Raw genomic sequence first — 19034 nt, forward strand, 5'->3', positions numbered from 1 at the left:
CCCGCCCATCCGAGGAGTCCCGCGATGTACCCCGACGAGCTGAAGTACACGTCCGAGCACGAGTGGGTGCGCCAGCCCGGCGAGGCCGACGGCTCGGTGCGGATCGGCATCACGCACTACGCGCAGGACGCGCTCGGCGACATCGTCTACGTCTCCCTCCCCGAGGTGGGGGAGGACGTCGAGGCCGGCGGCACCTGCGGCGAGCTCGAGTCGACCAAGTCCGTGAGCGACGTCTACGCGCCGGTCTCCGGCAAGGTCGTGGCCCGCAACGACGCCCTCGACGCGACGCCCGAGCTCGTCAACAACGACCCGTACGGCGGTGGCTGGCTCTTCGAGGTCGTGCCCTCGGACGCCGGCGCGGTGGACGGGCTGATGGACGCGGCGGCGTACCAGGCGACGCTCTGACCCGTCAGCCGACCCGTCAGCCGACCCATCAGCGATCTGTCCCGATCCTGCCTTGAACGATCTGCCCGGGCTGATAGGTTCGGTCCAACCGTCAACCTCAGCCCGGACTTGAGGGTTCTGCTCGAAAGTTCTGGCTGACCCGGAAGGACCGACCGATGCCGTTCTGCACAGCGTGTGGCAAGCAGAACCCCGACGACGCGCGCTTCTGCGCGCAGTGCGGGACCCGGCTGGTCACGCCCGACGCCGTCCCCCCGGTGAGCGGCGGCGGCGTCGACGAGTCGACCGCGACGATCTCGATCGGCGCCGGTGACAAGGTCGAGACCTCCGACCGCCAGCTCAACGCGGTCGACGCCGCGGCCGTCGACGCGCTCCCGGTGGGCCACGCCCTGCTCGTCGTGCAGCGCGGGCCCGGCTCGGGCAGCCGCTTCCTCCTGGACGCCGACGTGGTCACCGCGGGCCGCCACCCCGACAGCGAGATCTTCCTCGACGACGTGACGGTCTCCCGCCGGCACGCGGACTTCAACCGGGACGGCGACACCTTCACCGTCACCGATGTCGGCAGCCTCAACGGCACCTACGTCAACCGGGACCGCATCGACCGGGTGCAGCTCACCGACGGTGACGAGGTGCAGATCGGGAAGTACCGGCTGGTGTTCTTCTCGGGGCACGCGCGCTGATGACCTCGACTGCCTCGGGTTCCTCCGCCGCCGGCCGGGCGCGGATGAACATCGGGGAGGTCCTGGACCAGCTGCGTCCGGACTTCCCGGGCATCACGATCCCGAAGATCCGCTTCCTCGAGGACAAGGGGCTGATCAAGCCCGAGCGCACCGCCGCCGGCTACCGGAAGTTCTCCCACGCCGACGTGGACCGGCTGCGCTACGTCCTGCGGATGCAGCGCGACCACTACCTGCCGCTGCGCGTGATCGGCGAGCACCTCGACGCCATCGACCGGGGCCTCGAGCCGCCGCCGATCGACCCGGTCGTCCCGACCGTCCCGAAGGTCGCGCTCGCCGCCGACGGCCTGCCCAGCGCCGCGTCGTTCAACCGCCGCGACCACCTCCGCCTCTCGCGCCGCGAGCTGGTCAAGATCGCGGAGATCACCGAGGAGCTGCTCGTCGAGCTGGAGTCCTTCGGCCTGATCACGCCGTCGCGCACGGGCCACTACGACACCGACGCCCTCGTCCTCGCCCGGACCGCCCGCGAGCTCGCCGACTTCGGCTTCGAGCCGCGCCACCTCCGCGCGTTCAAGACCGCCGCCGACCGCGAGGTGGGCCTGGTCGAGCAGGTCGTCGCCCCTCAGAAGGCCGGCCGCGACACCGCCGCGAAGGCCCGGGCCGAGGAGACCGTCGCCGAGATCGCCGCCCTCTCCGTGCGGCTCCACGCGACGCTGGTGAAGGTCGGGTTGCGGTCGAGCTGAGCGGCTCCGTCGTGGCGATACCCGGTCAGCCGGGTATCGACGCGGTTGTCGGCCTTTGCAGTGGCCGAGAACCGCGCGAAGAGGCCGAGAACCCAGTGACCTCGTGCGCTCTCGGGACGGGGGTACTGTGGGGACGTGCGCGAAGTCGATGTCATGGGAGTCAGGGTCGAGATGCCCTCGAACCAGCCGATCGTGCTGCTGCGCGAGGTCGCGGGGGAGCGGTACCTCCCGATCTGGATCGGTGCTGTCGAGGCGACCGCCATCGCGTTCGCCCAGCAGGGCGTGGTGCCGCCGCGGCCGTTGACGCACGACCTGATGAAGGACGTGCTCGACGCGACCGGCAACGAGCTGACCGAGGTGCGGATCACCGACGTCAAGGACGGCGTGTTCTTCGCGCTCCTCGTCTTCGGCTCCGGCGCCGAGGTCTCCGCCCGGCCGTCGGACTCGATCGCGCTGGCGCTGCGGACCGGCACCCGGATCGTCTGCGCCGAGGAGGTGCTCGACGAGGCCGGTCTCGCCGTACCCGCCGAGCAGGAGGACGAGGTCGAGAAGTTCCGCGAGTTCCTCGACCAGGTCACCCCCGAAGACTTCGACGCTCACTGAGCACACCGCTGGCACGCACCTGGCGGCGTTGTCGTCGCTCGACGGCCCGCTCCGCTCCAAGGCCGCCTTCGCTCCTCCGCCTTGTCAGGTACGCACCAGCGGCACGCTCGCCGATGCCTGAACACTCACCCTCAAGTAGAGGTAGAGGGTTACGACACGCCGGGCGCGTCTTTGACGGTGTTCCTCGCGGGTTCTACCGTGAAGTCCTCCGTTGTAACTACTTCCCCGGTGTTACGCACAACGGATAGCCGTCGGAGGACCGCGTGAACGAGAACGAGCAGCACACCGAGAACGCCGAGGTCGCGGAGGCGACCGCAGTGGCTGAGGAGCAGGGACTGCTCTTCACCGACGACGTCTCCCCGCTGCCCAGCGACACCGGCTACCGCGGCCCGACCGCGTGCAACGCCGCCGGCATCACCTACCGCCAGCTGGACTACTGGGCCCGCACCGGCCTGATCGAGCCGACCGTGCGCGGCGCGAAGGGCTCGGGCTCGCAGCGGCTGTACTCCTTCCAGGACATCCTGCTGCTCAAGGTCGTCAAGCGCCTCCTCGACGCCGGCATCTCGCTGCAGCAGATCCGGACGGCGGTCCAGCACCTGCGCGAGCGCGGCACCGACGACCTGACCCGCGTCACGCTGATGAGCGACGGCGTCTCGGTCTACGAGTGCACCAGCAACGACGAGATCATCGACCTGCTCCAGGGCGGCCAGGGGGTCTTCGGCATCGCCATCGGCGGCGTCTGGCAGGAGATCGAGGGCACGCTCGCCGAGCTGCCCAGCGAGCGCACCGCCGACGCGGACGAGGCGCCGGCCCCCGGCGACGAGCTCGCCGCGCGCCGCGCGCGCAAGATCAGCTGACCGCTCGGCTAAACTGAGCCCCGCTGACGATCCCGCACGGGAGAGTCTTCGCGGGGCTCAGTCGTTTCCGGGTCTCGCGGAGCGCCGAAGGGGCAATTCCTCCCCGGAACCTCTCAGGCGCCCGGACCGTGCGGGTCAGGCAACTCTGAAGGTGTGAGCGCGCTGACAGAGGGGGAGGCACCCGAACGACGACAGTCGACCCCGAGGAGCCCCCGCACATGGCCGACCACCCCACCCTGACCGATCTGGACGGCGCGCTGCCGTTCCTCGAGCGCCACATCGGGCTACGCGACGCCGACGTCGCCACGATGCTGGAGCGCCTCGGGTTCGGGTCGCTGGAGGCGCTGATGGACGCGGCCGTCCCCGGCGGCATCCGTACGCCGGAGTCGCTGGACCTCCCGACCGCGCTGAGCGAGGAGGCCACCGCCCGCGAGCTGCGGCACCTGGCGGCGCAGAACCGCCCCGGCGAGGCGATGATCGGGCTCGGCTACCACGGCACGATCACCCCGCCGGTGATCCGCCGCAACGTGCTCGAGGACCCGAGCTGGTACACCGCCTACACGCCGTACCAGCCGGAGATCTCCCAGGGCCGCCTCGAGGCGCTGCTCAACTTCCAGACCGTGGTCGGTGACCTCACCGGGCTGCCCACCGCGAACGCGTCGCTGCTCGACGAGGGCACCGCGGCCGCCGAGGCGATGACCCTCGTGCGTCGTGCGCTCCCCAGATCCAAGGCGGGCAAGGCCTCGGGTCCGTTCGTCGTCGACGCCGACGCGCAGCCGCAGACCATCGACGTGATCCGCACCCGCGCCGAGGGGATGGGCATCGAGGTCGTCGTCGCCGACCTGAGCGACGGCCTGCCCGACGGTGAGCTGTGCGGCGTGCTGGTGCAGTACCCCGGCGCCTCCGGCCGCGTGCTCGACCCGCGGCGGGTCATCGAGCAGGCGCACGAGCGCAACGCGCTCGCGGTGGTCGCCGCGGACCTCCTCGCCCTCACCCTGCTCGAGTCGCCCGGCGCGCTCGGCGCCGACGTGGCGATCGGCTCCAGCCAGCGCTTCGGCGTCCCGCTGTTCTACGGCGGCCCGCACGCGGGCTACATGGCCGTCGGCGCCGGCCTCGAGCGCCACCTTCCCGGACGGCTCGTCGGCGTCTCCGTCGACGCCGAGGGGCGCCCGGCGTACCGCCTCGCCCTCCAGACCCGGGAGCAGCACATCCGCCGCGACAAGGCGACCTCCAACATCTGCACCGCGCAGGTCCTGCTGGCCGTGGTCGCGTCGATGTACGCCGTCTACCACGGCCCCGAGGGCCTGCGGTCGATCGCGACCCGCACCCACCGGTACGCCGCCGTCCTGGCCACCGCGCTGGCCGACGCCGGCTTCCCGGCGCGGCACCGCGACTTCTTCGACACGCTGACCGTGCAGGTCGCCGCCGCGGCCGACGTCGTCACCGCGGCCCGGTCCTACGGCATCCAGCTGCGGCTGGTCGACGCCGAGCACGTGGGCATCAGCACCTCGGAGCTGACCACCCGCTCGACGATCTCCAGCGTGCTCAAGGCGTTCGGCGTCTCGAGCGTCGACCTCGACGCCGTCGACGCGGCCACGTCCGACGCGCTCCCGGAGGCGCTGCTCCGGACCACGCCGTACCTCACTCACGAGGTGTTCTCGACCCACCACAGCGAGACCCAGATGCTGCGCTACCTGCGCACGCTCTCGGCCCGCGACTACGCGCTCGACCGCGGGATGATCCCGCTGGGCTCCTGCACGATGAAGCTCAACGCCACCACCGAGATGGAGCCGATCTCGCTGCCCGGCTTCGCGGACCTGCACCCGTTCGCGCCGGCGGAGGACGCCGCCGGCTACCGCCAGCTGGTCGCCGAGCTCGAGGCCTGGCTGGCCGAGGTGACCGGCTACGACCGCGTCTCGATCCAGCCGAACGCCGGCTCGCAGGGCGAGCTCGCGGGCCTGCTGGCGATCCGTGGCTACCACCGTGCCAACGGCCAGGGGGAGCGTGACGTCTGCCTGATCCCGTCCTCGGCGCACGGCACGAACGCGGCGTCCGCGGTGATGGCCGGCATGAGGGTCGTGGTCGTGAAGTCCGGCGAGGGCGGCGAGGTCGACCTCGACGACCTGCGCGCGCAGTGCGAGGCCCACGCCGACGACCTCGCGGCGATCATGGTGACCTACCCCTCGACGCACGGCGCCTACGAGGACACCATCACCGAGCTGTGCGAGATCGTCCATGCGCACGGCGGCCAGGTGTACGTCGACGGTGCCAACCTCAACGCCCTGCTGGGCTACGCCCGGCCCGGCGAGTTCGGCGGCGACGTCTCCCACCTCAACCTGCACAAGACCTTCTGCATCCCGCACGGTGGCGGAGGACCGGGCGTCGGACCGGTCGCGGTGCGCGCCCACCTGGCGCCGTACCTGCCCTCGCACGCGCTGCACCCCGAGGCCGGGAAGCGGGAAGGCATCGGCCCGATCAGCGCGGCGCCGTACGGCTCCGCGGGCATCCTGCCGATCTCGTGGGCCTACATCCGGCTGATGGGAGCCGCGGGCCTGACCCGGGCCACCGCGGTGGCGGTCCTGTCGGCCAACTACATCGCCACCCGGCTCGGCGAGCACTACCCGGTGCTCTACCGCGGCCACGGCGGCCTGGTGGCCCACGAGTGCATCCTGGACCTGCGCGGGATCACCAAGGACACCGGCGTGACCGTCGACGACGTCGCGAAGCGGCTGGTGGACTACGGCTTCCACGCGCCGACGATGTCGTTCCCGGTCGCGGGCACGCTCATGGTCGAGCCGACCGAGTCCGAGGACCTCGCCGAGATCGACCGGTTCGTCGAGGCGATGATCGCGATCAAGGGCGAGATCGACCGGGTCGCGGCGGGGGAGTGGACCCCGGAGGAGTCGCCGCTGCGCGGGGCCCCGCACACGGCCCGCGCCCTCGTCGGCGACTGGGACCGGGCCTACGACCGCCAGCTGGCGGTGTTCCCGACCGGCATCGACCCCGACAAGTACTGGCCGCCGGTGGCGCGGATCGACCAGGCGTACGGCGACCGCAACCTCGTCTGCGCGTGCCCGCCCCTGGAGGCATTCGCGGAATGATGTCGGCGTGACCGTCACCGACCACACCTCCCACCGGCTGCTCGCGCGGCTCGCCCATGCCCAGACGACGGGCCGGCTGCCGTCGGTCGTCGCCGGGCTGGTCCGCGACGGCGCACCGGCCTGGTTCGGCTCCTACGGCTCGCCGGCCGTGCCGGGCCACGACGCGTTGGACGTGCAGTACCGCATCGGGTCGATCACCAAGACCATGACCGCGGTGCTCGTCCTCCAGCTGGTGCGCGACGGCCGGATCGGCCTCGACGACCCCGCGTCGGTGGTGCTGGGCGACGTCGGCTACGCCGACCGGTCGCTGCGCCAGCTGCTCGCGCACTCCTCGGGGATGCAGTCCGAACCGGTCGGCTCCTGGTGGGAGCGGTCCGCCGGCCTGTCCTTCGACGCGCTGGTGGCGGCCAACGACGGCTCCGGTGCGGTCTTCGGCGCGGCGGAGCGGTTCCACTACTCCAATCTCGGCTACGCCCTCCTCGGCGAGGTGGCGGCCCGGCTGCTCGGCACGACCTGGTGGGAGGCCGTCCGGGAGCGGGTGCTGGTCCCGCTGGGCATGACCCGCACGTCGTACCTCCCCGAGGGCGCGGCCGCGCAGGGCCAGTCCGTCCACCCCTACGACGGCACGCTCTTCCCCGAGCCCTCCACCGACACCGGCGCGATGGCGCCGGCGGGCCAGGTGTGGTCGACGATCAGCGACCTGGCGACGTACGCCTCCTTCCTCGGGCAGGGCCATCCGGACGTGCTGGCGGTCGAGGAGCTGGACCGGGCCTACGGGCCGCAGTCGGGTACCCCCGAGGACGGGCTCGCCGGAGCGCACGGCCTCGGCTTCCAGATCCTCCGCGGCGGCTCGGGCACGCTGTCCGGTCACACGGGCTCGATGCCCGGCTTCCTCGCCACGGTCCTGGTGGACCGCAAGCGGCGGACCGGCGGCGCCGTCCTCGCCAACGCGACCACCGGCTACTCACCGGCGGCGATCGTGACCGAGCTGCTCGAGGAGCTCGAGCGGAGCGAGCCGACGCTCGAGGGCCCGTGGCTGCCGTCCGCGGGCGTGCCGGCCCCGCTGGCCGGTGTCCCGGGCGTGTGGCACTGGGGCAACACGCCCTTCGTGTTCGCCATGGAGGGCACCGACCTGGTGGCCCGCCGCAACGGCACGGAGTCCTACCGGTTCCGGGTCGGCGCGGACGGCCGGGTGCTCGGCGCATCCGGCTACCACGCCGGTGAGGAGCTGCACGTCGTCCGCCGCGAGGACGGCTCGATCAGCCACCTCGACGTCGCGACGTTCATCTACACGCGGGTGCCCTACGACCCCGGGGCGCCGATCCCGGGAGCCTAGAGCCGGATGTCCCGCACGGAGCCCTGGCCGGCGAGCTGGTAGCCGTCGAGCAGCGCGATCCAGTCGATCCGGTGCCGGTGCACGCGGATCGTGACGGTCTCGGACGCCTCGACCCGCTTGCGGCCGTCGGGCTTGGCCCGGCGGAAGGTGCCCCAGATGAACCTCACCCAGTGGTCGTTGGGGTTCGTCACCTGCAGCTCGCCGCGGTCGGAGGTCTTGGAGACCCGGACCGGCTGGACGTCGCGGAGCTCGATCCGCTCCGCGGGGGCGGCGTCCTGCCGGGGGACCGCCTGCGCGGGCGCGCTGACGATCGCCGCGAGAGCAATGGCCACGGCGAGCAGGGCGGCGCGCACGCGATCACGGTAGCCCTGTCGCGCGGTGGCCGAGGGCGAACGCAGCGATCGGTCGCCGGTGGCGCGGACGGTGGCCCGCGCGACTACTGAGCCTGCGACACGCTGGACATGTTGAAGTCGGGCACTCGGAGCGCCGGCATCTGCGTCCGGGAGAAGTAGTCGTCACCCCACTCCCGGCTGAACGCCGGAGCGCTCGCCGAGGCGTGCGTGAAGCGGTTCAGGAGGTCGACCGGGCTCTCGTTGAACCGGAAGTTGTTGACCGCACCGGTGATCTCGCCGTCCTCCACGAGGTAGACGCCGTCGCGGGTCAGGCCGGTCAGCAGCAGGGTCTGCGGGTCGACCTCGCGGATGTACCAGAGACAGGTCAGCAGCAGGCCGCGGTCGGTGCCGGCGACCAGATCCTCGATCGAGCCGGTGGCCCCGTCGACCGACAGCAGCAGGTTGTCGACGGCCGGCGTCAGCGGCTGCCCGGTCATCGCGGCGGAGTGTCGCGTCTGGATCAGCGCGGTGAGCTCACCGTCGCGGATCCAGTCCGTGCGCTCGAGCGCGAGGCCGTTGTCGAAGACCGACGCCTCGTTGCTCGAGCTCGCGGTGACCACGAACGGCAGGCACTCCAACCCGGGCGCGGCCGGGTCGGAGAAGAGGTGGACGCCCTCGCCGGCCAGGCGCTGTCCGATCCGGGTGCCCCCACCACGCTGGCTGTAGACCGACTGGCCCTCGAAGGCGACGCGCGCGCCGGCGTACCAGTAGGCGTCGATCATCAGGTCGGCCACGGCCGTCGGCGGCAGGATCGTGTCGTAGCGGCCGGCCGGGAGGTCGACCTTGCGCTCGGCCCAGGCGAGCCGCCTCGCGAGCTCGTCGTCGATGGCCAGGGGGTCGACGTCGGCGAAGTCGCGGGTCGCGGCGCCCACCCAGGCGCTGCTGCGCAGGTCGCTGGTCTTGCCGGTGCAGCCGACGTGCCCGGTGGGCTGCACGTGCCGCAGGCGCAGTCCGGTCGACGAGCCGAGGTACGTCGTGGTGACCTCGTGGTTCACGAAGCCGTACAGGATGCGGCCGGCCGAGCGGGCGCGGCCGAACGCGCCGCCCAGAGCGGGGGCGACGTCGTCGTACACGTGGATGTCGGTCGGGACCGGCGCGGCGTCCCAGTCGACGGAGACCCGGTCACGGACCAGCTCGTTGGCGTCCTCGGCGGGCGCGGCCGCACGCGCCGCCGCATCCGCGGCGTCGACGAGCGCGGTCACGCCGGCCGTGCTCGTGACGCTCCCGCTGACCGAGGCGGTGGCGCTGCCGACGAACGAGATGACGGTGACGTCGCTGCCGCTCATCACGCCGTTGGTGGTGAGCGTGTTGTTGGCCCACCGCAGGTTCGCGCTGGTCCGGGCGCGGACGATCACCATGCAGTCGTCGGCTGCCGAGGTCGCGAGGCCGTGCTCGACGAAGTCCTGGGGGGAGCTCATCAGTGGCCACCCTCCTCGGTGGTGTTGAGGATGCGGACGTCGCGGAACAGCGAGGTGGGGCAGCCGTGGCTGACCGAGGCGACCTGCCCGGGCTGGGCCTTGCCGCAGTTGAAGGCGCCGCCGAGCAGCCAGGTGTCCGGCCCGCCGACGGCCTCCATCGAGTTCCAGAAGTCCGTGGTGGTCGCCTGGTACGCCGCGTCGCGGACCTGGCCGACCAGCTCGCCGTCGGTGATCCGGTAGAACCGCTGGCCGGTGAACTGGAAGTTGAAGCGCTGCATGTCGATCGACCACGACTTGTCGCCGACGACGTAGAGCCCGCGTTCGACCCGGCCGATCAGCTCATCGGTCGAGGGCCCGTCCGGCGCCGGCTGGAGCGAGACGTTGGCCATCCGTTGGATCGGGATGTGGCCGGGGGAGTCGGCGTAGGCGCAGCCGTTGGAGCGGCCGTCGTTCAGCTCGGGGTGCATCAGCCCCATCGCCCGGTCGAGCTGGTAGCCGACGAACAGCCCGTCCCGGACGATGTCCCAGCTCTGCGTGGCGACGCCCTCGTCGTCGTACCCGATCGTGGCGAGCCCGTGCTCGACGGTGCGGTCGCCGGTGACATTCATGACCGGGGAGCCGTACTGGAGGTTGCCGAGCAGGTCCGGGGTGGCGAACGACGTGCCGGCGTAGTTGGCCTCGTAGCCGAGCGCCCGGTCGAGCTCGGTCGCGTGGCCGATCGACTCGTGGATGGTCAGCCAGAGATTGGAGGGGTGGATGACCAGGTCGTAGGTGCCGGCCTCGACGCTCGGCGCCTTCAGCTTCTCCGCGAGCAGCTCGGGGACCTGCTCGATCTCGTCGTCCCAGTCCCACGCCTCGTCGCCGGAGCCGGTGAGGTACTCCCAGCCGCGACCGACCGGCGGCGCGATGCTCGCCATCGAGTCGAACGCGTCCGCGCCGGTGCCCATCGCCTCGAACCCGGGGTGCACCCGGACGCGCTGCTGGGTGGTGCGGGTGCCGGCCAGGTCGGCGTAGTACTTGACCTCGTGCACCTGGAGCAGGTGCGCCGACGCGTGGTCGACCGCGGCGCCCCTGCGCAGCCGGTCGGTCCAGTCGACGAGCAGCGCCGCCTTCTCGGGCACCGGGACCTCGAAGGGGTCCAGGCGGTAGGACGAGACCCACTCCACGTCGTCGTACACCGGCTCGGGTGCGATCTCGACGGGCGTGGCGGTCATCTCCGCCGCCACCCGCGCGACCGCGACCGCGGTCTCGGCGACCCGGACCGCCTCCTCGGGCGTCAGCACGACGCCGGACGCGAACCCCCAGGCGCCGCCGTGGATGACGCGCACGGCGAAGCCGAGGTCCTCGCTGTCACTGGCGCTCTGCAGGACGCCGTCGCGGGCGACCAGGCTCTGGTAGCGCACCCGCTCGAAGCGGAAGTCCGCGTGGCTCGCACCGAGCTCCCCGGCGCGGGACAGGGCGGCGTCGCCGAGAGTGCGGTGGGGGAGTGCGGTGAAGGACGGGTCGAGGACCGGGCCACTCATGGCGCGAACCTACCTGACTAATGTCCTCCCTATGAACGTGGTTTCCTGGCTCGGCATCGGAGCTCAGCGCAGCGGGACCTCGTGGTTCACCGGACTGCTGACGCAGCACCCGGAGGTCGGCCTCGGGACCAACGGCAAGAAGGAGCAGCAGCTGCTCCACCGGGTCGCCGACGGCAACGTCCCGCCCGAGGAGTACCTCCGGCTGTTCCCGGACGACGGCATCAAGCGCGGCGACTTCTCGCCCAGCTACCTGCGGCACCCGTCGGTCGGCCTCGCGGTGCCGCAGCTGGTTCCGGACGCCCCGATCGTGGTGCTGCTGCGCGACCCCGTGGACCGGTTCCGCTCCGCGATGCGGCTCGCCGTGACCCGCGGGAAGACCGAGCTGTCGGGCACGCCGACCAGCCTCCAGACGTGGGCCGGCTACTACGCCGACCAGCTCGACGTCTGGGCGTCCCAGGTCGGACGCGAGCGGCTGGTCGTGCAGGTCTACGAGCAGGCCGCGCAGGATCCGCAGGCGGCGGTCGAGGCCGTGTGGTCGCGGATGGGCCTGACCGCCGTACCCCTGGAGGCGGTGGACGAGCGGTCCCGCTCGAGCTCGGCGCCCGACGCCGCATGGGCGTGGCCGGAGGGGATGCAGGACGCGCTTCGCCGGCTCTACCGACCGCAGGCCCGACGGCTCGCCGACGACTGGGGGCTCGACCTCAGCAGCTGGCGTTCGTTGGGGTGACCATGCGTGGGCGACCACGCCTCGTTGCAGGAGTCAGCGGCTGACGGCGAGCGTCGAGCCGCGGCGGTCCTTGCGGACGACGAGCTGGGTGGGGATGCGGTCACGCATCTCGGCCACGTGGCTGACGACCCCGACGACCCGGCCGCCGTCGCGCAGCGAGTCGAGGGTGTCCATCACGTCGTCGAGGGTGTCGGCGTCGAGCGACCCGAAGCCCTCGTCAACGAAGAGCGTGTCCAGGTCGGCGCCGCCCGCCTCCTGGGTGACCACGTCGGCCAGGCCGAGCGCGAGGGCGAGCGAGACCACGAACGTCTCGCCGCCCGAGAGCGTCGCGGGATCGCGGGCCTCGCCGGACCAGTCGTCGCGCACGAGCAGGCTGAGGCCACCACGGGTCTCGCCGGCTCCGCGCTGGCCGGTGTGCTCCAGGGAGTAGCGCTGGTCGCTCATCCCGGCGAGGCGGGCGTTCGCGGCGGCGACCACCTGGGTCAGCCGGTAGCCCAGGACGTAGGCCGAGAGCCGCATCTGGAGCCGGTTGTCGGCCGCCTTGCCCTCGACGAACGCCGACAGCCCGGTCACCAGGTCCAGGTCGCCGCGCAGCGGCGCCCAGGCGGCCAGGGCGTCGTCGAGCCGGGCGGCGAGGTCGGTCAGCCGCTGCGCACGCGTGCGCCAGTGCTGCTCCTGGGCGCGGGCGTCGCCCAGCGCCGCCAGCGCGACCCGGTGGGCCTCGGTCAGCGCGGCGACGTCGGGGAGCTCGGTCCGGGCGACCTCGTCGGCGCCCGGCTCGGCGAGGAGCTCGGTGACCGCCGCGAGCCGGCGGTCGTGCTCGGCCACGCGACGGGCCAGGTCGTCGTACGCCCGCTCGGTGAGGGCCGCGGCGACCGCGGACTCGGCGGCGACGAAGCCCGCCTCGTCGACGGCGTGCGCCAGCGCCTGCTCGGCGGCCTCGAGGTCGTCGAGCGCGCCGAGGGCGGTGCGGAGGTCGCGCTCGCGCCGGACGGAGGCGGCGAGCAGGTCGTCGTCGTAGTCGGCGAGGGCGGCCGTCAGGTCGGCCGCCTCGGCCGCGAGGTGGTCGAGGCGCGCGTCGACGGCGGCGGTCTCGGTCGCGATCTCGGGCGGCGTGACGTCGATGCGCTCGGTCGCCACGGCGAGGGCGGTGGCCACGTCACGGACCTCGTCCTTGCGGAGGAACTCGGTTGCGGCGGCATCGTCCGCGGCCTTCTGGGCGGCCTTCTCGGCGAGCTCGTCGGGAGCATCGGCCGTGGCGACGGCCTTGTGGGGGTGGTCGCACGAGCCGCACACCGGGCAGGAGCCACCGACGACGAGTCCGGCCGCGATCTCCGCGGCCATGCCGTTGACCCGCAGCTCGCGCAGCCCGATCGCGTGCTCGCGGAGGTCGAGGGTCTGGAGCCGGGCGGCCTCGTGCGCGCGCTCGGCATCGGCCAGACGCGCCGTGAGCGTGGCGACCTGCGCCCGCGCGGCGGCACGGGCCGCCTCGTCTGCGCGGGCGAGCTCGGCCCGCCGGGCCTCCAGGCGGTGGGTCTCGGCCTGCACCTCGCGCCGGCGAGCCACGCGGGGCTGGAGGGCGCGCAGGCGGGCCACCTCCTCGACCGTGGCGGTGAGGTGCTGCTGGAGCTCGCCGCGGTCGGTCGCGGTGACCGCGGCGCGGGCGGCGACCGCGACCCGGTGGAGGGACACGACGCCGGCGGCGCGGCGCGCGGCGGCGAGGCGTTCGCGCGCGAGGTCGACCTCGGGCGCCGCCGCGGTCAGGCGGTCGTGCTCGGCGTGGGCGGCGTCGAGCCGGGCCCGCCGCTTGGTGAGGACGCGGGCGGACTCCAGCGACTCCCGCGCCCGGGCCTCGGCCCCGTGGGCGGCGGCAGCAGCGGCGACGGTCTCGGCGCAGCGCTGCTCGGCCGTGGCGAGCAGGCCGCGCGCCCAGGCGGCGACCCCATCGGCCGGCGCCTCGGTGCCGGTGGTCTCGCTGACCCGGCTGACCAGGTCGGCGACCGCCGCCTCGGCCGACTCCGACTGCTTGCGCAGCGCGAGCCGGCGGTCGCGCAGCCAGCGCTCGACGTCCTCGAACCGGCCGGTCCGGAAGAGCTGCTGGAGCAGGTGGTGGCGCTCCTCGGAGCGCGCGCGCAGGAAGGCCTGGAAGCGGCCCTGGGGCAGCATCGCCACCTGGGTGAACTGGGCGACGTTCATGCCGACCAACCGCGTCACCAGGTGGCCGGTCTCGTCGAGGCGGGTGCTGTGGGTGGTCCACTCGCCGTCCACGCGCTCGGCGATGACCACCGACGCCTGCTCCGTGGTCATGCCCGTGCCGCGCTTCTTGGGTCGCTCCCACGCGGGCGAGCGGCTGATGCGGAACCGGCGCCCGGACAGCGTCGCCTCGAGCACCACGCGCGGGCGGGCGTCGGGCGCGGCGTGGTCGGACCGCAGGCGCTTGGCGCTGCCGCGGTCGCCGGGCACGTCGCCGTACAGGGCGAAGCAGACGGCGTCCAGGACGCTGGTCTTGCCCGCGCCGGTGGGGCCGGAGAGCAGGAACAGCCCGGCGTCGGAGAGGTGGTCGAAGTCGACCGCGACCGTGTCGGCGAACGGCCCGAACGCGGTGACCTCGAGGTGGTGGAGCCTCATCCGGCCTCCGACACCAGCACGTCGAAGTCGGGGTCGTCGCAGCAGGCGTCGACGGCCTCCTGGAGCAGCGCGGCCTCCGCCTTGGTGGCCGGGGCACCGCGCATGTCGGCCATGAAGTCGAGCGCGACCGCGTGGTCGGAGCGGCCCTCCCGCTTCGCCGTGGGTACGGCGGTCCGCTCGCCGCCGCGCGGCTCGAACCCGATCACGAGCGTGTGGGGGAACCGGCGCCGCAGCCGCTCCATCGCCTGCACCGGCCGCACGTCGTCGGTGAGCGTCGCCTGCACCCAGGCGTCCTCGTGCTCGGTGATGGTGAGGTCATGGAGCAGGTCGTCGAGCGTGCCGCGGAGACGGGCGAGCGGCCGGGGGACCGGGGCCGGGACGAACTCCGCCCGCTCGAACCCGTCGGCGCCGAGGTCGACCAGCCAGGAGCCCTTGGTGTGGCCGGCCTCGGAGAAGGAGTAGGCGAGCGGCGAGCCGGAGTAGCGGACGGTGTCGGTGAGCGTGTGCCGACCGTGCAGGTGACCGAGCGCGGCGTAGTCGACGCCGTCGAAGACGCTGGTCGGGACCAGCGACACCCCGCCGACGCTGATGTCGCGCTCGGAGTCGCTGGGCTGGGCCCCGGCCACGAAGGCGTGCGCGAGCACCACCGACCGCGCGCTGCGCCCGGCCCGGTCGGCGTGCACCCGCCGCATCGCCTCGGTCAGCGCCGCCTCGTGCGAACGGCCGGCGAGCCCCCACGGCTCCCGGACGGCGTCCGGGTCGAGGTAGGGCAGGCCGTAGACCGCCACGGTGCCGTGCTCGTCGTCGAGCAGCACGGGCGCGCCGACCGTGCTCGCGTCGGTGCGGATGAAGACCCCCGCGGCATCGATCAGCCGGGAGCTGAAGCCCAGCCGCTGGGCCGAGTCGTGGTTGCCGCTGGTGAGCACCACCTTCGCCCGGCTGGCCGCCAGCCGGGCGAGCGTCTCGTCGGCCAGCCGCACCGCGTCGACGTGGGGCAGGGCCCGGTCGTAGACGTCGCCGGCGACGACGACCAGGTCGACGCGCTCCGCCTCGACCACCTCGAGCAGGTGGTCGACGTACGCAGCCTGGTGCCCGAGCATGCCCTCACGGTGGAAGGACCGCCCGAGGTGCCAGTCGGAGGTGTGGAGGATGCGCACACCGCAACGCTAGGAGGGGCCGCCGACAGTCCCCGGTCCGGCGCGCCGAGGGGCTGCGGTTTGGTCACCAACCGCAGAGATCGGGGCCCGAGATCTGCGGTTGGTGACCAAACCGCGACCTCTCAGGCGTAGCGCACGCACCGGGAGGCGGACGTGAAGCCGTAGAGCCCGAGACCGGCCTGCTCCGCCAGCCGCACGGACAGCGACGTGGGGGCGCCGACGGCGACGAGGGTGCCGATGCCGGCGGCGACGGCCTTCTGGACGAGCTCGAAGCCGGCGCGGCCGGAGACGACCAGGCCGGCCTCGGCCGGCGGCGAGCCGGCGAGCACGCGGGCGCCGGTGACCTTGTCGACGGCGTTGTGCCGCCCGACGTCCTCGCGTACGACGAGCAGCTCCCCGGACCCCGAGACGAGACCGGCCGCGTGGACGCCGCCGGTGCGGGCGAAGACCTGCTGGTGGTCGCGGAGCGCGTCCGGCAGCGACCGGGCGAGCTCGGGGGGGAGCGGCGGACCCGACCAGCGGGGTGCCACGGGGGCGTCGAGGACGTCGGTGACGCTGTCCTTGCCGCACACCCCGCACGCGGACGAGCCGGAGCCGGAGTGCCGGTGCCCGGGGTCGCGCAGCGGGGGAGCGGACAGCGTCACGGTGACGACGTTGAACTCCTCCTCGGCGGTCAGTGCGACGTCGGTGCAGTAGGCCACGCCGTGGATCGACGCCGGCGAGGCGACGCCCTCGTGCACCAGCCACCCGGCCGCGAGCTCGAAGTCGTGGCCGGGCGTGCGCATGGTCACCCAGACCCGGCGGGCCGGCGCCGACGGCCAGGCCAGCCGGATCTCCAGCGGCTCCTCGGTCGCGAGCCGGTCCTCCCGGCGGCGCTCGCCGGCGGAGGTGGACTCGTGCACCCGCGCCCGGACCGTGGGTCCGGGTCGGCGTGCGCGGCTGGTGCTCATGCCTGCGGGAAGGCCCGGGCGACGGCCAGCTTGCGGGCGAGCGTGTCGGCCTGGTCGGCCAGCCGGCGGCGGACCGACGGGTCGAGGCCCTCGTCCGCGGCCAGCGCACGCGTGCGCTCCAACGTCTCCTCGGTGACCGACGTACGCGGGAAGAAGAACTCCGTTGCGTCTGCCAGGACCCACCCGCTGCGCACCCCGACGGTCGCGGGGAGGTCCTCGAAGTAGCGGTCGACGTACGGCGCCGTCACGTGCTCCTGGCCGCCGCGCCACATGCCGAAGCCCGCGGCCTCGATCTCGTAGTTGGGCACGTCGACCTTGCCGGTGAACCGGTCCCAGGCCCATGCCTTGGCGTCGGAGTCGGGGAGCGAGGCGACCGCGCGGGTGTGCGCGACCCGGGACTCGCCGGTCGGCTCGGCGTCCAGCGCCGCCCGGAGCTCCTCGCGGTCGGTGGCGCCGAGCGTGGCCAGCCGCACGAGGATCCGCCAGCGCAGGTCGAGGTCGACCTCGATGCCCGCGGGGGCGTCGGCGAGCCACCCGCGCAGCTCGTCGGCGTCCTCGGAGGACGTGATCGACGCGCGGAACGCAGCGAGCTGTCGCTCGGAGCCGGGCTCGAGCGTCTCGAGCTTGGCCAGCGCGGCCCGGTGCACGCGCGCCAGCGCGCCCTCGCCCGCGAGCGGCACGACCCAGCCGAAGACCCACGTCAGCGTGCGCCGGCGGGTGTCCTCGGTGTCCTCGACCGGGAGGCTCGCGGCCACCAGGTCGAGCACGGCGGCGGGGTCGACCGCGGCGTCCATGAGCGCGCCGCGGAGGTTGTTCCAGATGCCCGCCCGCAGGTCGTCGGGTACGTCGGGCAGCAGCTCTCGCAGCGCGCCGACGGTGACCGCGTCGACGTGGGCGACCTCCCAGGAGTCGTCGTAGGGGTCGAGGACGACCGCCGCGCCGTCCGGCACGTCCAGCGGCGTCGACGGGGAGTCCAGCGTGATCTGCCGGTCCTCCCACGCGCCGTCCATCGCGACCGCGGCGCGGAACGTGTGCGCGCGGTCGGCCGGGTGGTCCTGCGGGGGAGTGCGTCGCACGACGCCGGCGTCCCGGTCGAAGCTGACCGTGTCGGCGCCGGCGGTGCGCAGCCAGTTCGACGTGAACGAGGACAGGTCGCCGGCGCCCGCCCGCTCCCACGACGTGAAGAGGTCGTGCATGGTGGCGTTGCCGAACCGGTGCCGGGTCAGGTGGTCAACCACGCCGTCGAAGAACACCCGGTCGCCGAGGGAGGCGTTGAGCTGCTTGAGGATGCTCGAGCCCTTGGCGTAGGAGATGCCGTCGAAGTCCTGGAGCGCCGCGCTCGCGTCGGCCGCGCCGTTGCCGGCGACCGGGTGCGTGCTCGGGCCCTGGTCGGCCGTCAGGCCCCAGAGGCGACGGTCGTAGGCGTTGTCGATCCACGCGTCGCCGTACTCGGTGACGTCGGCGGTCACCCGCACGCCCATGTACTCGGCGAACGACTCGTTGAGCCAGAGGTCGTCCCACCACTTCGGCGTGACGATGTTCCCGAACCACTGGTGCGCCATCTCGTGCGCGACCGTGGTCGCTCGTGCGATGCGCATGCCGCGGGTGACCCGGCTGGTGAAGACGAGCGGGTCGCGGAAGGTCACGCAGCCCGGGTTCTCCATCGCGCCGGCGTTGAACTCCGGCACGAAGGCCTGGTGGTAGTCACCGAACGGGTAGCGGATCCCGAACAGCCGGTGGAACTCGTCGAAGCACTGCCGGGTCATCGTGAACAGCTCGTCGGCGTCCGCGTCCAGCGCCGGAGCGAGGCTGGCGCGCGCGGACAGGCCGAGCCGGATGCCATCGTGCTCCTCGCGGAGCACGTGGTACGGCCCGGCGACGAGCGTGACGAAGTACGTCGACAGCGGGGCCGTCCGCTCGAGCTCCCATACGCCGGGCTCCACCTGCGTGGACGGCGCGTTGCCGACCACGACCCAGTCCGTGGGCGCCGTGACGTGGAAGGTGTACGGCGCCTTGAGGTCGGGCTGGTCGAAGCACGCGTAGACGGTCGGCGCCGCGTCCATGAAGCTCATGCCGTAGACGTAGTGCCGGCCGTCGGCCGGGTCGACGCTGCGGTGCAGACCCTCGCCGTCGTTGCGGAAGGGCATCAGCGCGTCCACGACCAGCTCGTTCGGCCCCGCCACGGTGTCGATCGGCAGCCGCCCGCGGTCCAGCAGGTTCGGGTCGACGGGGCTGCCGTTGAGCCGGATCCCGTTCACCCGCAGCGGCTTGAGGTCGACGAACGTCGACCCGCCCTGCGACTGGAACCGCACCGTCGTCACGGAGCGGAACGAGCTCTCGTCCGAGGCGAGATCGAGCCGGACGTCGTACTCGTCGACGGTGATGAGCTCGAATCGGGCGACGGCCTCCGCGTGCTGGAGGCTTCGGTAGGCGCTGGTCACCTCGCCAGCCTATGCGGTCCCGATCACGCCGATTTCCTGCTGCCGGGCCGGCACCTGAGTTAGGCTCCTGCGCGGGGGG

At 73.1% G+C, this 19034-nt stretch carries 15 protein-coding genes and 1 riboswitch; of the genes, 8 read left to right on the forward strand and 7 right to left on the reverse strand.

Going from position 1 to position 19034, the window contains the following annotated elements; translation table 11 throughout:
* The first annotated feature begins 24 nt into the window (after positions 1–24).
* The 7 genes from gcvH to ACYQ0U_RS18685 all read left to right on the forward strand — a co-directional run bounded on the left by gcvH (position 25) and on the right by ACYQ0U_RS18685 (position 7719).
* Positions 25–405, forward strand: a complete 381-nt coding sequence (gene gcvH, locus ACYQ0U_RS18655; protein WP_459975383.1) for a glycine cleavage system protein GcvH — start codon at positions 25–27, stop codon at positions 403–405.
* A 155-nt stretch (positions 406–560) separates the two neighbouring features.
* Complete coding sequence (locus ACYQ0U_RS18660) at positions 561–1082, forward strand: zinc-ribbon and FHA domain-containing protein (RefSeq protein WP_459975384.1); 522 nt, start codon at positions 561–563, stop codon at positions 1080–1082.
* Complete coding sequence (ftsR, locus tag ACYQ0U_RS18665; protein WP_459975385.1) at positions 1082–1822, forward strand: transcriptional regulator FtsR; 741 nt, start codon at positions 1082–1084, stop codon at positions 1820–1822. Before ACYQ0U_RS18660 ends, ftsR begins: the two co-directional genes overlap by 1 nt.
* Before the next feature lie 135 nt (positions 1823–1957).
* Positions 1958–2425 (forward strand): bifunctional nuclease family protein, encoded by a 468-nt coding sequence (locus ACYQ0U_RS18670; RefSeq protein WP_459975386.1) that lies wholly within the window; start codon positions 1958–1960, stop codon positions 2423–2425.
* Positions 2426–2742: 317 nt separating this feature from the next.
* Positions 2743–3282, forward strand: coding sequence for a MerR family transcriptional regulator (locus ACYQ0U_RS18675; RefSeq protein WP_459975416.1), 540 nt, complete (start codon positions 2743–2745; stop codon positions 3280–3282).
* A 27-nt stretch (positions 3283–3309) separates the two neighbouring features.
* Positions 3310–3421, forward strand: a riboswitch (glycine riboswitch).
* A gap of 79 nt (positions 3422–3500) precedes the next feature.
* Positions 3501–6383 carry an aminomethyl-transferring glycine dehydrogenase gene (gene gcvP / locus ACYQ0U_RS18680; protein ID WP_459975387.1) on the forward strand — a complete coding sequence of 961 codons (2883 nt, stop codon included), beginning with the start codon at positions 3501–3503 and terminating at the stop codon, positions 6381–6383.
* A gap of 7 nt (positions 6384–6390) precedes the next feature.
* Positions 6391–7719 carry a serine hydrolase domain-containing protein gene (locus ACYQ0U_RS18685; RefSeq protein WP_459975388.1) on the forward strand — a complete coding sequence of 443 codons (1329 nt, stop codon included), beginning with the start codon at positions 6391–6393 and terminating at the stop codon, positions 7717–7719.
* Here ACYQ0U_RS18685 and ACYQ0U_RS18690 read toward each other — a convergent pair.
* From ACYQ0U_RS18690 to ACYQ0U_RS18700, 3 genes are all read right to left on the reverse strand, one after another.
* The gene (locus ACYQ0U_RS18690; protein ID WP_459975389.1) at positions 7716–8072 is read right to left on the reverse strand and encodes a hypothetical protein; all 357 of its coding nucleotides are present in this window, start codon (positions 8070–8072) and stop codon (positions 7716–7718) included. The genes ACYQ0U_RS18685 and ACYQ0U_RS18690 overlap by 4 nt on opposite strands.
* An 83-nt stretch (positions 8073–8155) precedes the next feature.
* Positions 8156–9529 carry a metallopeptidase TldD-related protein gene (locus ACYQ0U_RS18695; protein WP_459975390.1) on the reverse strand — a complete coding sequence of 458 codons (1374 nt, stop codon included), beginning with the start codon at positions 9527–9529 and terminating at the stop codon, positions 8156–8158.
* Complete coding sequence (locus tag ACYQ0U_RS18700) at positions 9529–11052, reverse strand: TldD/PmbA family protein (protein WP_459975391.1); 1524 nt, start codon at positions 11050–11052, stop codon at positions 9529–9531. Before ACYQ0U_RS18700 ends, ACYQ0U_RS18695 begins: the two co-directional genes overlap by 1 nt.
* A gap of 31 nt (positions 11053–11083) precedes the next feature.
* Between ACYQ0U_RS18700 and ACYQ0U_RS18705 the strand changes: the two genes are divergently transcribed.
* Positions 11084–11779, forward strand: a complete 696-nt coding sequence (locus tag ACYQ0U_RS18705) for a sulfotransferase (protein WP_459975392.1) — start codon at positions 11084–11086, stop codon at positions 11777–11779.
* 33 nt (positions 11780–11812) lie between these two features.
* On the opposite strand, the gene ACYQ0U_RS18710 is transcribed toward ACYQ0U_RS18705, so the two are convergent.
* From ACYQ0U_RS18710 to pepN, 4 genes are all read right to left on the reverse strand, one after another.
* Positions 11813–14407 (reverse strand): AAA family ATPase, encoded by a 2595-nt coding sequence (locus ACYQ0U_RS18710; protein WP_459975393.1) that lies wholly within the window; start codon positions 14405–14407, stop codon positions 11813–11815.
* A complete protein-coding gene (locus ACYQ0U_RS18715; protein ID WP_459975394.1) occupies positions 14404–15564 on the reverse strand; it encodes an exonuclease SbcCD subunit D in 1161 nt (386 codons plus the stop codon). The genes ACYQ0U_RS18710 and ACYQ0U_RS18715 overlap by 4 nt, the downstream gene beginning before the upstream one ends.
* Before the next feature lie 122 nt (positions 15565–15686).
* Entirely contained in the window at positions 15687–16514 is an 828-nt protein-coding gene (locus tag ACYQ0U_RS18720; protein ID WP_459975395.1) for a formate dehydrogenase accessory sulfurtransferase FdhD, read from the reverse strand.
* On the reverse strand, positions 16511–18955 hold the full coding sequence (gene pepN / locus ACYQ0U_RS18725) for an aminopeptidase N (RefSeq protein ID WP_459975396.1): 2445 nt from the start codon (positions 18953–18955) through the stop codon (positions 16511–16513). The genes ACYQ0U_RS18720 and pepN overlap by 4 nt, the downstream gene beginning before the upstream one ends.
* Positions 18956–19034: the final 79 nt, after the last annotated feature.

The organism is Nocardioides pyridinolyticus (genome assembly GCF_054653575.1).